Consider the following 15032-nt stretch of genomic DNA (forward strand, 5'->3'; position numbering starts at 1 on the left):
TGCTCGCGGAAAGGGACCGAGAATTGCCCGCTGGGCGCATCTCGTCCTTACGTGATGTCGAAGAAATCACCGTCGTCGCGGCCCGTCGTGTCCGAATACGACACCGGATACGACTCACCCGGATTGCCGACGACGTCGATACCAGAGATTTCGATCGTTATCGTCCCGTCTTCGTTCCCCTGCGGACTGTACGTGAGCCGTGACGTTTCCGAATCGAACGCGACAGTCCCACCGTGACCCTGGCTCTGAACGGTCAGGTCCCCGTCGGTAACCCCCGAATAGTCGACGCCACCGTTCTGCTGCGGGTTCGAGAAGTCGATCGTCACCTCGTCCTTGTTTTTCACCGCACCGACGTCGAACGAGACGGTCTGGGTCGTGTCGCCGGTCCCAACGTCGCTCACGTTCAGATCGGCCGAACCGCTGAACTTGCCCTTGCCACACTGAATGTCGACCGTCGCAGTGAACGTCGGCTCTGCGATACTGATGCCGGTCCCGGTCACGCGAGCGACGCGAACGACGATTTCCTGTTCGCCAACGGTCGTATCGTCGTTACATTCGATCGTAACGGCCGTCGAATCGTTTCGTTCGATAGTCCTGCCCGGATTCGGTGCGGCGATGGTCACGATATCGTCGTTAACAGTGTCGTCACCGATCGAGTCGACGACGACGCTTCGAACCTCGAGGTCCGCTCCGGCGTTATTATGAAGCGTACCGACCCGCAACGGGTCGCTGTCGCCCCGAAGCTGGGTCCCGCTGACGTCCCCTTCGCTCTCGATCCCGAGATACGCCTCCGCATCGTCGGCGGTCGTCATATCCACCCCCCTGTCGGCAGCGAACGAGCTGAATCCGAACGACGGTCCAGCCAGTAGTAGCGACCCCGCGAGCAACGCTACGACCCCGACTTTCGTAATCGCGTTCAGATGCATCGTATTCCCCCACCGCGTGCGTCCAATCCGTATCTCGGATTCGGTCTCCGATACCCCTCGTTACGGGTTCAATCGAATTGTTCTGGTAAAAACACAGTCTATCTTCCAAACCGTTCACTGCGTTTATTACTGTTCAGCGAGCGGAGAAGATGTGGGTATCGAGTCGATCGGTAGGTCAATGGCCACATTCGGGGTGACGTCGGCTGCGAAGAGGGAAGCGACGATCGTCGTACTGTCACCCGGTGACAGGGGTGGCGGTTTCGTGCACCGTCGGACGGTCGTTACAGATCGAGGGGAATTTCGACCGGAATCTCCTCGGTCGGATGGTTCGGGTCTGCCCCCTCCACGTACAGAACGACAGTTACGGACTCGCCGCTCATATCCACCTGATTGCGAGTGCCTCCGTTCTCTCCATCGCGGAACTGCTCGAGACCGAGCAGCAGTCGCTCTCCGCTGCCGGCCGTCGCGGAACTCGATAAATCGTACCGATCGGTGCTGACCGAGAGACTCCCCTCAAGATTGATTGTCGCGGTCTCGCCGGTCGCATCGTTCGTAATCGTCACTTCGTCGCCGTCAGAGGGCCATATGAATCCATCAATCATATTGACATGGGTCGCATCGGTGGCATCAGTTACGGTGATCCCGGTTACGGTCATCTCCCCGCTCCCAGCGTTTTCAAGTTCGAACGCGACCCTGCTGTCCCCCTGACTCGAGTCCAATCCGGTCGGCGCTTCGGCTTCGGGCGTCCCCTCAACCAACTGGAGCGCGATCCGGTCGCTATCGATCGGAACCGGATCATCGGTGAGTTTCCCATCACCGGCGCTGTCGTCTTCGTCACAGTCGTACGAGATCCCGTCCACGGTGTGCGTGGCTTCGGCCACGGAAACCTCGGGTCCGGCCGCATTGAGAAGCAGCGTCACCTCAGTGTCGGTAGCCGTTCCACCCCCCTTCCCGCACTCCAGTTTCACCGACTGTGGTGGATCCTCCGGATCGAGTTCGGTGAGTTCGGCATCATTAGCAACTCGTAGAATCGAGTCGTCCGCTCCGGTTACTGAGGCCACTTCGACCGTTACGGTATTGAACGAGACGTCGACGTTGTTCTCGAGGTCGATGGTTTCGACCTCGTTACTGTCACAGGAGTTCGTGATGAAGTACGTACAGGAACGATTGATTTCGCTCGGATTCCGGTCGCTGATCCCGAGATACGCGGTCGCCGGAGTGTCGGCTGCACTCACCTGCATGGATCTGTCGGCAGTCAACGACGTGATTCCGAATGCTGGCCCGACCATCGCCACGACGCCGAGCAGTACAAACGCGACCCCGAGCTTCGTCAACGTATTCGTCATGGTGGCCGTTCCATCTCACCAAGTCGCATCCGCCGGCTCTGGACCACGTGCACGACCGCCGATATCGCAAACAGCGCGAACACCAGCGTTGCCCAGCCCAGTTCCGGAACCGTCTCCGTCGGGACGACCTCGAGCCACAATCCCCCCATTACGACTGCACCGACGACGGTCAGCCCGAGATAGTACAACGCCCACGGAATCGAGTCCGACGGGACGACATCGAGATAGACGTCCAGTTCCGCCGCCTCGTCGGTGAGTTCGATCGTTCGGTCGTCGAACTCGATTATGTCGGCGCGCTCGAGCGTGGGCAGATGCGTCTGCTGAAGCGACGTATAGACGCGCTTGCGCTCGGCGGAAGTGATCTCCTCGACTTCCTTCTCGAGTTCCCAAGCGGCGACGTGTTCGGCGAGGTCGCCGAGGGTAACGGGTTCGCCCTCGCGCTTGCAGTAGTGGACGGCGTACCGTCGACGATGGTTACTCAGCAGATCGAAAATTTCGCCCTGCTTCGATCGGCTGTCCGGATCCGCGTTCCCACCTTGCGTGAGTTGGCTCTCACTAGTTGTCGCCATCCCCGTGTTCAGTAGGAGTAATTTGTCTATTGATACATAACACTTCTTGCCGAGTTGTGATATGCTAGCAAGTAGTTGATCGTCTGGACAGCTAATAGGGTCATCTCAAGCGTATTTCCAACCATTGATCCCCGTTCAAGATAGTCTTGAATAGATGTATTATCGTGCCTTCAGTCCTTCTGGTTACCTAATACAAAGTGGGTGGGGTCTCTGGGAGTGAGTAAGGACCGCGTTCAGAATCCGTCGGTGTTGCCGACGGAGATCAGCGCGGTTGTATGGAGATAGTAAACATGAGAATGAATCGACGCAACGTGTTAGTGGGACTGGGAACAATCGTCGCGGGCGGAGGAGCCGCACTTGGTACGGGTGCATTTAGTAGCGTGCAAGCGGATCGAGATATCACCGTCTCGACGACCAACGACGCGAATGCATATCTCGGTCTCAGCGTGGATAACGACAATATCGCGAGCGGTGCCGGCTCGGGCCAACTCACCCTCACTATCGACGCACTCAACGAGAACGCACTGACGAGGTTCGACGGCGTGTTCACCGTCACGAACAACGGAAATGACGGGGTCGGAATCAAAATCGAGGAACTCGATACGAACGGAAATGTGATCTCCAATAGCGGGATCACCTGGGAAACGAACGCGAACACCCAAGATCTGGAGAGCTATCCGACCGCGAACGGTGACGATCACAATCTGGCCATCGACGGAACTTGTCAGGTCGACATCGAAATTGACGGACGGAGCGGCGACGATCCGACCGCCGTCGACTCGATCCGAATCTCGGCATCCGCCGATCAGTACAACAACGCCTAATAAACCGGAGACGTCAGGTATACAGCAGCGTTGACTCAGCAATGTCATCTCTCTCGTGGCCGCTAATCGTCGGTCTCGTCGTTCTCTCGATCGGGCTCGCGATTCCGACCGGCGCAGTGGTGCTCAGCGCGAGTGACCCCGTCGAAGCGGATACTCATGTCGAACTCGCTTCTTCTACGAGTGCTAATGGCCAGTACGCCTCGATCAAAGGCGACCAACTTCAACTCGACCTTAAAGCACTCAACGATCGCGCGGTCACCACCGCCGATGACGTTTTCACGATCACAGTTACCGACGATGCAGTCCAACGGGTCTGGATCGAAAACGATGTCACGGGCCTCGAGTTCTACGAATCCGACGACCCATCGGCCCGAATAACTGAATCCAACCCCCTCGAATCAAGCGCCGGCGAAACAATCGACATCGGCGTCGTCGTCGATACTCACGTCGACCACGCGGACACGGAGACGTTCACGATCCACGTTGCCTACGAGGACGGCAATGACTTCGAGCCGCCAACCCCGAAGGGCGTCTCCCTCGAGTCCCTCTCAGTCACCCCGACCACAGTCGAAACGGGCGGCTCCGTAACGGTGAACGCGACCTATCGGAACGACGGCCCAGAGACGAAAGAGCTGACTTCCGATCTGACCATCGACGGCACCGTCGTCGACACCGAACCGATCGAACTCGAGCCCGGCGAGACGAAATCGGTCGTCTTCGGCCGCGAGATGCAGTGGCCCGGCCGGTACGACGTCAGCGTCGACGGGACAGCGAGCGAACGGGTGACCGTCACGGGGCCGCCGATCGACGTCCTCGAGGCCTCGGTCACTGACACGGCGCTCACGGCCGGCGAGACGGGAACGATCGAGGCGACCGTCAGCAATCCCACGGGGACGGCCGTCACCCGAACTCTCGAGCTGGCCGTCGACGGGGTCGTCGTCGACACCCGAACGGTTCGGCTCGAGCCCAACGGAACGACGACGGTGGCGTTCGAGCACACCTTTGGTGAGGCGGGGACGTACGAGGTCTCGGTCAGCGGCGTCGAGGCGGGCACGGTCACTGTCTCCGAACCAGGTCCGTACCTGCTCCAAGACCGCGAGCTCTCGGCGGCGACGACGGCCGCGCTCGCGCCGCCGCTGGCGACGGGACTGCTGTTCCTGGGCGCCGCGGCGAACCGCCGCTGGTCGTTCCTCCCGAGCCGATGACAGGCTCGAAGCGTCGTTCCCGGCTCGCGGGGCCTTTATGGTGATCGAATCCAAACAGGTGTCCGAACCAATCAGTAAATAAACCATGAAATTCCTCGAGGCGCAACGATGACGGAGGCGACGCTTCTCAAGCGAGCCCTGGGACTGGGCGTCGCCCTCGTCGTCGTCCTGTTGCTGGTCGGCCAACTCCTCGGACAGCCGATCCTGCTGGGCTACGTCGCGACCGGGAGCATGGAACCCGCCCTCGAGGCCGGCGACGGCTTCGTCGCGATTCCGAGCGTCGCGGCCGGGGAGGTCGAGGAGGGTGACGTCGTCGTCTTCGAGGCTCGAGAACTCCACGGCGGCGGGCTGACGACCCACCGCGTGGTCGGGGAGACCGACGAGGGGTACGTCACCAAGGGCGACGCGAACCCGTTCACGGACCAGGACGGCGGCGAGCCACACGTCACGAAGGGCCAGATCGTCGCGACGGCCCTACAGGTGAACGGCGACGTGGTGACGATCCCCGGCCTCGGAACGGCCGTTATGGGAATTCAGAGCGTCGCGAAGTCGGCCTACGGGACGATTGCGCCGGTCTTCGGCCTCACGACCACCGCGGGTTCGGAGGGGATCGGTGCGTTGCTGGTCGCCCTCGGCGTCGCGCTGCTCGGATTCGGCGCACTGCTCGAGCGGGTCGGACCTGGGCGACGCGAGACGCATCGCTCGCGCTCCCGCGAAAACGTGATCGCGTTCTGGACCGCGCTGGGGTTGGTCCTGCTCGTGTTCGTGACGTTCGCGACTGCAGCGATGGTGATCCCGTCCGGGACGACCGAGTACGGACTCGTGAGTACGAACTCGCCGACCGACGATCCGCAGGTACTCGCGCCCGGCGAGACGGGCGAACTCGAGCGAACCGTCGACAACACGGGCTATCTCCCGATCGTGACCGTCCACGAGGTCAGGAGCAACAACGTCGCGGTCGAACCCGGGTCCCAGACCGTCGGCATCCGCTCGAGCGGAACCGCGACGGTCTCGCTCACGGCCCCCGAAGCGACCGGCGAGTACACGCGACACGTCGGCGAGTATCGGTATCTCACCGTGCTCCCGCCGTCGGTACTCGTCTCGCTCCACGGGCTCCACCCGCTCGCCGCGATTGCCGCCGTAAACGGTGTCATCGTCGGTCTCGCCGTCGCGATCGTGCTGCTCGTCTTCGGTCACACCGATCTCCGATTTCGCTCCGCGGGCGATCACGTCCCGCTGTCGACGCGTCTCGAGCGAAAGCTCCGAAAGTGGCGGTAGTCAAGGAGTCGCAGACGGCCGGTATCGTTATAATGGTCGAAAACCCTGAACGTAGATATGCGTCTCCTGCGACCGATCCGCGGTCCCGGATCGGTTCGGGACCACTGGGGGTTCGTGGCCGCGTTGAGTGGCCAGTCGGGGTGTCCTGATCGTGATCGATAATCCGCGTCTCGAGTTGATACTCGCCGAATACGGCCGCCCGGTCGTGATCGCGCTGATCGCGATCGGCGCCGTCGCGTTCCTCGCGTCGGGGTGGGCGGTCGCCAACCCGACGACGTCGACGACGCCACAGTACGCCGACGAACGCGTCGCCAGCGACGTCGACACGAGCGCGGTCGTCGTGAATAACGGAACGCTGTGGAACGAGGGCGACCGACTCGAGAACAGCGGGGTCTACATGCTCAACGCCTCGCCGGAACTGACCCTCGAACCGACGACCCGGCTGGTCAACGGGACCGGCGGGACGCCGATCGACGGAACGGTCACCCACGAGATCGTGCTTCGGTTCGAGGCGACGCGAGACGGCGAGGTGTTCTGGAACGAGACGCACTCCGAAGGCGTCATCTCGCCGACCGTCCGCGACGGCGTCGCGACGTCGGAAGCGACCATCGACGTCGAATCCTACCGCGAGCGCCAGACGGAACTCGAGAGCGCTATCTCCGGCGTCGGTTCGGTCGACCTCCGAGTCACGCTTCACGTCGAGTACGAGACGGGGGCGAGTCAGGGGACACAGCAGGCGTCGACGACGCTTCACGTGACCGACGACGCGTACTGGCTGGAGGGGCCGCTGTCGGCGACGGACGAGAACACCTATCAGACGGGGACGGACCGAACGACCGAATCGCGGAACCTCACGGCTATCGGCGGCCTCTCCCTGCTCGGGACGCTCTCGCTCGCGGGCGCCGTCGTCGCCCGTCGATCCTCCATCGACGAGGAGGCCGCCAGAAGAGCGGTCCACGAACGGCGGTACGCAGAGTGGATCTCGCGCGGGTCGATCCCGATGTGGATCGGCGACTACCACGTCTCGCTGGACACCCTCGAGGACGTCGTCGACGTCGCGATCGACACGAACGAGCGCGTCGTCCACGACACGCAACGTGGCCTGTTCGCGGTCGTCAACGACGGCGTCGTCTACTACTACAGCGACCGCGGACTCTGGGAGGAGACCGCCTGGCCGGAGATGGATCTGGAGGGCCAGCCCGCGGCCGTCGACGCCGACCAGCCGCTGTCGACGGACGACCTCGAGCTCGAGGGCAGCGACGAGTTCGCCGACCCCGACGACGAGGGGTTCGACGACGACGAGGACGTCTGGCAGAAACTGTAGCGTGGGTCGCGAGTGAGTTGCGAGTGCGTCGCGGTCGATCGGGGCCTCGCCGCGGTGAATGCGGTCGCGTTCGACTCGGTTCCCGCGGATTTCGCGGAAAGCTGACTCTCGAGTCAGATATCGATATCGGAGAGTACGAGCCGTATCACCCCACTTTACTACCGCGAGTCTATCGTAATATTTGATGACGCGGATCCCTCGTAAGGCTCAACTTTTATACTCCTGGGGGTTTTCGATTCGTAGTATGGCAGAGACTGACGGGGAGGACATCGAAGATTTGCCACCGAGCGCCAAACTGGTTTTCAAGGTTCTCGAGTACGACGGGCCGCTGACGCAGAAACAGATCGTCGAGGAATCGATGCTGTCTGCCCGGACCGTCCGCTACGCGCTCGAGCGACTCGAGGAGATCGGCATCGTCGACGAGGACATCTACTTTGCGGACGCTCGCCAGAGCCTCTATCGGCTCGAGGAGCCGATGGCGGCCGACGGGAACGGCGTCGAGGAGTCGCCGAAAAAGGACGCCTGCTGCGCGGAGTAGCCGGCCGGAAAGCGGGAGGATTATTTTCACGCGGTCACCGTCCTCGAGCATGGACAAGGAGACGTTGCCGCGGTGGGGCTGGCTGCTCGTGGGGCTGTTCGCGATGGGAATCGTCGCGAGCCTGCTCAACGCGACCGTGATCGGCCCGGCCGGCGTGCCCGAGCAGTTTCAGGTGATCACCGTGATCACCGCGATGGCCCCGGTGTTGATCTACGTCGGGATCTGGTACGACGAGGACCGCCAGCGGTACTGGGAGCACAGCCGCGAGCACGTCGTCGGCGACCTGCTGTTTATCGTCGCCGGCGCGGCGACCGGGTCGGCTATCGCGCTCGTCGCCATCGTCGGCGTCGGCCTTCCACGGTTCGTCCAGGATATCGCCGCCATGGCCGCCGGATTCATGCTCTCGTGGGGGCTGTTCTGGTGGCGCAACACCGACCTCTACCGAGAGATGGGCGAGCGCTGACCGTCCGCGTCGAGCGAGTCGGCGTCCCGGATGGAGCGCTCGGCGTCCGGTCACTCGCCGCCGTCGCGCCCGGCGATCCCCGGCGTCTGCGGCATCGTTCGCTTGTGTTCGGTTTCGGCACACAGCCACGCGAGCGACCGCGCCGTCTCGCGGTCGACGTCCTGTTCGCGTTCGTCTCCACGGTCCTGTTTCTCGCCACCACCGTCGGTATCGCGCTCCCGTGAGACACCTGAATCTCACTCACGCAAAAATCTCCCAAAAAGAGCCGCTCACTCACTCCGTTCGTTCGCGGTACGACTACGACGGGACGACCGTCACTGGATCCTTCCGGTCGATCGCTTGCTCCAACTCGTCGGCGATTGCGCTCCCTCGAGACACCTGAATTTCGCCGCCGCGACTCACCGTCGCGGTGAAGAGATACTCGCCGCCGGCCTGGACCTCGACGGTCTCGCCGTGGTTGCCGTCGACGGGGATGACGATGTGTCGCGAGGTGATCTCGGGGGTGACCATCTGGCCCGCGGGGCTCTGGCCGCCACCGCCTGCGGCGGCGCCGGCACCGTCCGCGCTGGCGCTGCCGCCACCGCCCGCGCCGTAGTTGGGGTTCTCGTCGTGGGTCCGGACGTCGATGTCGATCCCTAGGCGATTCTCGACGTCCGTGATCCGGCCGCCGCCCTTGCCGATGACGCTCGAGATGTCGTCGTCCTCGACGTAGACGACCGCCTTGTCCTGGCTCTTGAGTTCGACGTCGACGTAGCCGCGGGCGATCGAGCGGATCTCGCGTTCGATCTCCTGCTTGGCGATGCGGTCGACGCCGGACTCGTTGGCGGGGCCGCCGTCCTCGTCCTTCAGGGGAACGGTGACGACCTGCCTGTTGAAGGTGTAGATCTCGTACTCGGGTTCGCCCGTCTCGAAGTTGGTGACCTGAATGACGGGGCGGGCGAGGTCCTCCTCGGTGAGTCCGGCGGGGACCTTGACCTCGGTCTTCACGTCGTAGACCGTCTCGACTTCACCGGCCTCGATGTAGACGACGGTGTCGACGACCTGCGGGATCATCCCGAGTTCGACGCGGCCGACGAGGCGCTGGAGGGCGTCGATCGGTCGGGTCGCGTGGACGACGCCGATCATGCCGACGCCCGCGAGTCGCATGTCCGCGAAGACCTCGAAGTCGTCGGTCTTGCGGACCTCGTCGTAGATCGTGTAGTCGGGCCGGACCATCAGCAGGGCGTCGGCCGTCTTGGCCATCTGCCCGCCCAGTTCGGTGTACTGGGTGATGTCGGGGCCGACCTGCAGGTCCCGCGGTTTCTCCATCGTCTTGACCGCGTAGTCGTGATCCGAGATGAACCGGGCGACCGCCTGCGCGAACGTCGACTTCCCCGCTCCGGGGGCGCCCGATATGAGGACGCCGCGCTGGCGCTCGAGCAGCCGGTCTTTCAACTCGTCGGCGTTCTCATAGTCCTCGATGTCGGTCTGGGCGATCGGCCGGACGGCGGTGATCTCGATGCCGTCGGAAAACGGCGGCCGACCGACGGCGATCCGGTAGTCGCGGAACTGGACGATCTTCATCCCCGGCTCCGAGAGCTCGAGGAAGCCCTCGGGCGACTCCTTGGCGGCGTCGACGACCTCGCGGGCGTACTCGTCCATCGTCGCCTCCTCGAGCGGTTCGTCGGCGATTCGCTCGTAGCGCATCGCGCCGAGTTCGCCGCGTTTGGCCTTCGGGACGGCACCGGTCTTGAGGTGGACGCTCATCGTCCGGTCGTCGAAGTAGTTCTCGACGGTGAGCGTCTCCACCTCGCGGGTCTCCGGGGAGACGTGCTGGACGTCGAGCCCCTTCGCCCGAGCCACTTCGGCCTGCACGACGTCGCTGGTCAGGAAGGTGGCGCCGAGATCCTCCGCGATGTCCCGGATGAGGGCGTCGATCTCGCCCTCGGAGGCGTGGCCCCGCTCGATGGCGTTGGGTCGCTCGCCGACGTACTCGAGGTCGACGACGCCCTCGTCGGCGAGGTCGGCGAGACGCTGGAGTTCCTCCAGGCCGTCCCACCCGGTATCGATCCCGTCGTTGGCCTGCGCTTCGAGTTCCGCGACGACGGCTTCCGGCACCGAAATCGTCGCTCCCTCGAACTGCCCGTCGTCTATCGTCGCCGAGACGCGGCCGTCGATGACCACGCTCGTATCCGGCACGACGTTCATACGCTATCTGGTCGACGGACGCCTATAAGGGTGTTCCACCGGCGAGCGCACACGTACGGCCTCGAGAGACGGCGGCAGAGGCACTCGCCACGTAACGGATCACGATGGACACAACACGCCGGACCCCGTAGTCGACTGCATGACCGTCCGCGAGTTGACCCGCGAACTCGTCTCGATCCCGAGCCACGAAAACGAGACGGCCGCGGGGAACGACATCGAGGAGTGGCTGCGCCGCGAGACCGACGCTGACGTGACGCGAGACGACGCCGGTAACGTGCTCGCCCGGAAGGGGACCGGCGACGAGACGCTCGCCCTCGTGGGCCACCACGACGTCGTCGACCCGACCGCGTCGCAGGTGCGGCGGGCCGACGACGGCGCGGTCGAGTACGTCCTCGAGGAGCGCGACGGCCGACTCTACGGCCGCGGGGCGGCCGACATGAAGGGCGCGGTCGCGGCCGCGATGCTGGCTTTCCGCGATGCGGATCCGGCCGGCGAACTCGTTTTCGCGAGTTTCGTCGGCGAGGAGGTCGGCGGCGTCGGCGCGCGCCACGCCATCGAGCGCGGCTTCGACCCCGACTACGCCGTCGTCGGCGAGGGCTCGACGGGGTACTCGAGTCCGGGCGTCACCGACGTCGCGGTCGCCCACAAGGGCCGGCGGGGGAGCACGATCACCGCCCGCGGGACCGCCGCCCACGCCAGCGAGGTCGACGCCGGCGAGAACGCCATCTACCGCGCGACCGACGCCGTCGACTGCGTGCGAGACCTCGAGCCCCCCTCGGTGGAGGCGGCGGGCGAACGCCTCGAGGGCAGCCTCGTCGTCACCGAAATCGAGGGCGGGACGGCGATGAACGTCGTCCCCGACCGCTGCGAACTGACCGTCGACGAGCGGACAGTACCCGGCGAACGGGCCGAACTCGAGCGCGTCGAGAACCTCGAGGGCGTCGAGTGGACCGTCGACCAGGATCTGCCGCCGATGCGCTGCGACGACGAGGCGTTCGCCGAGACGGTGCTCGAAGCCGCGGCGAGCGCCCAGTCAGGGACGCCGGAACTCGTGACGAAGCCCCACGCGACCGACGCGGGGTGGCTCGCCGAAGCCGGGACGGAGTGCGTGATCTGTGGCGCCGCCGAACCCGGCGAGGCACACACCGAAGACGAAAGCGTCTCGCTCGAGGTGCTCGAGCGGTGTCGGGAGACCTACCAGCGGGTAGCGGAGTCGTGGCCGGCGTAGGAGTCGTTCACTTCGCCGCGTTGCTCGCATCAGCGCGTTGCTCACTTCGGCGAGCGGTGGGATTCGTCGGAGAACCAGTCGTCGGTAACCTCCGTCGGGGTGCCGGTCGCCGAGGACCGCACGCTCCGGTAAATGTGCTCGAGGTTGTCCATCGTGCGTCGAACGTCGTAGCGCTCGACGGCCGCTCTGGTGTCGCGGTCCGTTCGGAGACAGGTCTCGACCGCCGCGACCATCGCCTCGAGGTCGCCGTACGCGAACCGCTCGCCGTTGTCGGGGCCGATGGTCTTGTCGAACGGCGCCGCGTCCGTCGCGACGACCGGCGTCCCGCAGGCGTTGGCCTCGAGCGTCGAGAGACCGAGGGTGTCGGCGGTCGAGGCGGTGACGAAGACGTCGATCGAGGAGTAGAAGATCGGGAGCTCCTCGCGGGGGAGAAAGCCGCGGATCTCGACGTTGTCCGGCGCGTTTCGCTCGAGGGAGTCGCGATAGGGGCCGTCGCCGACGACGACGAAGTCGTACTCCGGGAGGTCCTCGGCGAGGCGGAGGATCTCGTGGACGTTCTTCTCCATGCTGAGTCGACCGCTGTAGCCGATCACCGTCCGGTCGGGGTACCAGTCCTCGGCGGCCGGCTGGAAGAAGTCCATGTCGATGCCGACCGGGAGCTGGACGTGTTCCACGTCGCGCTCGATTCGGCTCGTGGAGGCGGTCACGACGTCGAAACTCCGGAGGAACGCGTTCTCCATCGGCACGTACAGTTTCGAGAGCGCGGCGGCGACCGACTCGAACTTGACGTTCTGGTGGAAGTACTCCTCGAGGGGCGTGTGGTGGGTGTAGACCGCGGGCAGGTCGTGTTTGCGGGCGTAGTAGCGGCCGAGAATGCCGACCGGCGCCGGCCCGTGGCAGTGGACGACGTCCAGGTCGGGGAGCGTCGACGGCCGCCTGAGGAGGGGGATCCGATACCCCGGGTAGAACGGGTTCGACACCGATTTGACCGGGAGCTCGCGCTCGCCGGGTTCGTAGTCGCCGTCCGGGTAGACGACGTACACCTCGTGGCCGTCGCGTTCCAACTCCTCGCGCCAGAGCTTGATCGTATACGTCACGCCGTCGATCTCGGGGAAGTAACTGTCCGTAAAGAAGCCGATTTTCATTCAGGCCACCTCGCTGTAGAGCGTCCGGTACTGGTTCGCGACCGAATCGAGCGAGAACGCCTCGCTCCGCTCGGCCGCGTTCGATCCGAGGCGACGGCGTCGCTCGGGGTCCTCGAGTCGGTCGAGCGCGTCGACGAACGCGTCGACGCCGCCCGCGACCTTCAGGCAGTCCTCGCCGTCCTCGAGCCACGAGAACGTCTCGATGTCGCGGACGAGGACCGGCTTGCCGGCGGTCATCGCCTCGAGCAGCGCGATCCCCTCGTTCTCCTCGTGGGTGGGGAAACAGAAGATATCGCCCGCCGCGTACGCGCCGCGGATGTCGTCGACGTACCCGGTGAACGTGCAGTTGTCGGGCGAGTCGTCGATCAGCCGGGTCGTCTCCCGGCCCTTCAGCCGGCGGTCGATCGGCCCGAACCACGCGAAGTCCAGATCGGGGAGCCGTCGAGCCAGTTCGACGAACGTCTCGAGTCCCTTGCGCTTGATGACGTGCCCGACGAGGAAGACGGTCGGCGCCTCGAGGTCGTAGCGCTCGCGGTACTCGGCCTCGAGGGACTCGAACCCCTCGAGTTTCTCGCGGTCGACGCCGTTCGAGACGACGGTCGTCGGCGCGTCGGCGTACGTCTCGATCAGTTTGCGATTGTACTCCGACGGACAGATCAGCGCGTCGGCCAGCCCGTAGGCCCACTCGAGGTACGGTTTCAGGGGTTTCGCGAGGGTATTTGTGAAGCGAAAGCTGTCCCCGAAGTCCTCGGCGGTGACGTGCGTGTGGGCGACGACGGGGACGCCCCGCGAGCGCGCCCGCCTCGCGTACCAGACCGAGCGCGGGCCCATGAGGTTACAGTGGAGGACGTCGGCCGACAGCGTCGGCTTAGTCGTGTACCGCAGATCCAGCCGGTCCAGCATCTTTCGCTGGTGGGCGACGGATTCGCGGATGCCGCCGGTGACGTGGTCCTCGAGCTCGAAGTAGTGGCTGATCTTCATTCCGGACGCCTCGTGGCTGTGGTGGCGGTGATCGCGGTGGCGGATTCGACGGTCGTGATGACCGTGTGTCGGTGGCTGCTGGCGAGACCCTACTCGACCTCGAGCCACGGGACCTCCACGAGCGGCGGGATGTGCGTCTCGATGTGGTGTTCCCAGACGCCCTCCTCGCCGAAGGCTTCGCCGTGGTCGGCGGTCACGACGACCTTCCCGTCCAGTTCCGGAATCAGGTCCGCGACGGCTTCGAGCGCGATCCGCAGGTTCTCCTCGTACAACTCCAGCGCGGCCTCCCGGGTCCCGTTTCTGACGAGGTCCGCGGGGTCGAGTTCGAGCCACAGCCCCGCCTTCTGGGCGAGTTCGCTGCCCTCGAGTCGTTGCTCGACTTTCGGCCGGATCGTATCGCCAAGCGACGAGAGCGCGCCGCCCCCGCCGTCGGCCGCCTTCTCCGATTCCTCCTGTCGCCGGATCCCCTTCTGGATCTGCTTGAGCTTCTGCCCCTTCCCGCGGGAGAGGTAGGGGGCGTGTGGCTGCATGTAGTGGAGCACCGTCCGGTCGGCCCGCTCGACGGTCGCCGACTGCTCGCGGAACGCCTCGGCCAGGCTCTCCGGCGGGACCGTTCCGAGGTCGTCGTCCCAGCCGGTCTTCCAGACGTCGAAGACGTCGCTGATGTGGTCCGACGCCGTCCACTCGTAGTCGCAACTGGCGCCCCACTTGAGTTCGTTCAACGGGATCCCGAGGTCGTTGATGAAGGGGTTCCCGGAGAAGTACGCGATGTCGTGGTCGCCGGTGAACGTTCGGTAGGCCCACTCCGGCGTAGACGAACCGATACTCCGCCGTTTCTCCAGAGAGCCGTCGAGGTACTCGTCGTAGACGTCGCGAAAGACGTCGTACCGGCACGCGTCCAGCACCAGACAGTAGTCCCACTCTGACTCCAGGAACTGTTGGTCCTCCATCGGTTACCTCCGACTTTCGAGTCTACCCACCTATGCTTACTGGTGTGCAGACAGTCACTGTCGATTCG

14 protein-coding genes and 1 pseudogene are annotated in these 15032 nt (G+C 64.5%); 7 read left to right on the forward strand and 8 right to left on the reverse strand.

Going from position 1 to position 15032, the window contains the following annotated elements; genetic code table 11:
- Positions 1-47 precede the first annotated feature (47 nt).
- The 3 genes from J0X25_RS24095 to J0X25_RS24105 form a co-directional block, all read right to left on the reverse strand.
- Positions 48-812 carry a hypothetical protein gene (locus tag J0X25_RS24095; RefSeq protein ID WP_207290096.1) on the reverse strand — a complete coding sequence of 255 codons (765 nt, stop codon included), beginning with the start codon at positions 810-812 and terminating at the stop codon, positions 48-50.
- A 395-nt stretch (positions 813-1207) separates the two neighbouring features.
- Positions 1208-2272, reverse strand: coding sequence for a hypothetical protein (locus tag J0X25_RS24100; RefSeq protein WP_207290097.1), 1065 nt, complete (start codon positions 2270-2272; stop codon positions 1208-1210).
- The gene (locus J0X25_RS24105) at positions 2269-2841 is read right to left on the reverse strand and encodes a DUF7344 domain-containing protein (RefSeq protein ID WP_207290098.1); all 573 of its coding nucleotides are present in this window, start codon (positions 2839-2841) and stop codon (positions 2269-2271) included. The genes J0X25_RS24100 and J0X25_RS24105 overlap by 4 nt, the downstream gene beginning before the upstream one ends.
- 446 nt (positions 2842-3287) lie before the next feature.
- Here J0X25_RS24105 and J0X25_RS24110 point away from each other — a divergent pair, with 446 nt between their 5' ends.
- The 6 genes from J0X25_RS24110 to J0X25_RS24135 all read left to right on the forward strand — a co-directional run bounded on the left by J0X25_RS24110 (position 3288) and on the right by J0X25_RS24135 (position 8473).
- Positions 3288-3665 carry a hypothetical protein gene (locus J0X25_RS24110; RefSeq protein ID WP_207290099.1) on the forward strand — a complete coding sequence of 126 codons (378 nt, stop codon included), beginning with the start codon at positions 3288-3290 and terminating at the stop codon, positions 3663-3665.
- Positions 3666-3706: 41 nt separating this feature from the next.
- Positions 3707-4870: a CARDB domain-containing protein gene (locus J0X25_RS24115; RefSeq protein ID WP_207290100.1), complete on the forward strand. Its 1164-nt coding sequence runs from the start codon at positions 3707-3709 to the stop codon at positions 4868-4870.
- Between the two features lie 108 nt (positions 4871-4978).
- Positions 4979-6148 carry a signal peptidase I gene (locus tag J0X25_RS24120; RefSeq protein WP_207290101.1) on the forward strand — a complete coding sequence of 390 codons (1170 nt, stop codon included), beginning with the start codon at positions 4979-4981 and terminating at the stop codon, positions 6146-6148.
- 151 nt (positions 6149-6299) lie between these two features.
- The gene (locus J0X25_RS24125; RefSeq protein ID WP_207290102.1) at positions 6300-7472 is read left to right on the forward strand and encodes a DUF5305 domain-containing protein; all 1173 of its coding nucleotides are present in this window, start codon (positions 6300-6302) and stop codon (positions 7470-7472) included.
- A gap of 244 nt (positions 7473-7716) precedes the next feature.
- A complete protein-coding gene (locus J0X25_RS24130) occupies positions 7717-8010 on the forward strand; it encodes a MarR family transcriptional regulator (RefSeq protein ID WP_207290103.1) in 294 nt (97 codons plus the stop codon).
- A gap of 49 nt (positions 8011-8059) precedes the next feature.
- Entirely contained in the window at positions 8060-8473 is a 414-nt protein-coding gene (locus J0X25_RS24135; RefSeq protein ID WP_207290104.1) for a hypothetical protein, read from the forward strand.
- A 50-nt stretch (positions 8474-8523) separates the two neighbouring features.
- Here J0X25_RS24135 and J0X25_RS24140 read toward each other — a convergent pair.
- Positions 8524-8634 (reverse strand): annotated as a pseudogene (locus tag J0X25_RS24140) (NAD(+) synthetase); the annotation flags it as partial.
- A gap of 136 nt (positions 8635-8770) precedes the next feature.
- Positions 8771-10660: a PINc/VapC family ATPase gene (locus J0X25_RS24145; RefSeq protein WP_207290105.1), complete on the reverse strand. Its 1890-nt coding sequence runs from the start codon at positions 10658-10660 to the stop codon at positions 8771-8773.
- Between the two features lie 139 nt (positions 10661-10799).
- On the opposite strand from J0X25_RS24145, the gene J0X25_RS24150 reads away from it, so the two are divergent.
- Positions 10800-11888, forward strand: a complete 1089-nt coding sequence (locus J0X25_RS24150; RefSeq protein WP_207290106.1) for a M20 family metallopeptidase — start codon at positions 10800-10802, stop codon at positions 11886-11888.
- A 41-nt stretch (positions 11889-11929) separates the two neighbouring features.
- Here J0X25_RS24150 and J0X25_RS24155 read toward each other — a convergent pair whose 3' ends face one another.
- The 3 genes from J0X25_RS24155 to J0X25_RS24165 all read right to left on the reverse strand — a co-directional run bounded on the left by J0X25_RS24155 (position 11930) and on the right by J0X25_RS24165 (position 14964).
- Positions 11930-13033: a glycosyltransferase gene (locus J0X25_RS24155; protein ID WP_207290107.1), complete on the reverse strand. Its 1104-nt coding sequence runs from the start codon at positions 13031-13033 to the stop codon at positions 11930-11932.
- Positions 13034-14014 (reverse strand): glycosyltransferase family 4 protein, encoded by a 981-nt coding sequence (locus J0X25_RS24160; RefSeq protein ID WP_207290108.1) that lies wholly within the window; start codon positions 14012-14014, stop codon positions 13034-13036. It lies immediately after the preceding gene.
- 89 nt (positions 14015-14103) lie between these two features.
- A complete protein-coding gene (locus tag J0X25_RS24165) occupies positions 14104-14964 on the reverse strand; it encodes a hypothetical protein (protein WP_207290109.1) in 861 nt (286 codons plus the stop codon).
- Positions 14965-15032: the final 68 nt, after the last annotated feature.

Origin of the sequence: Haloterrigena alkaliphila, assembly GCF_017352155.2 — an archaeon.
GTDB classification, from domain to species: Archaea; Halobacteriota; Halobacteria; order Halobacteriales; family Natrialbaceae; genus Haloterrigena; species Haloterrigena alkaliphila.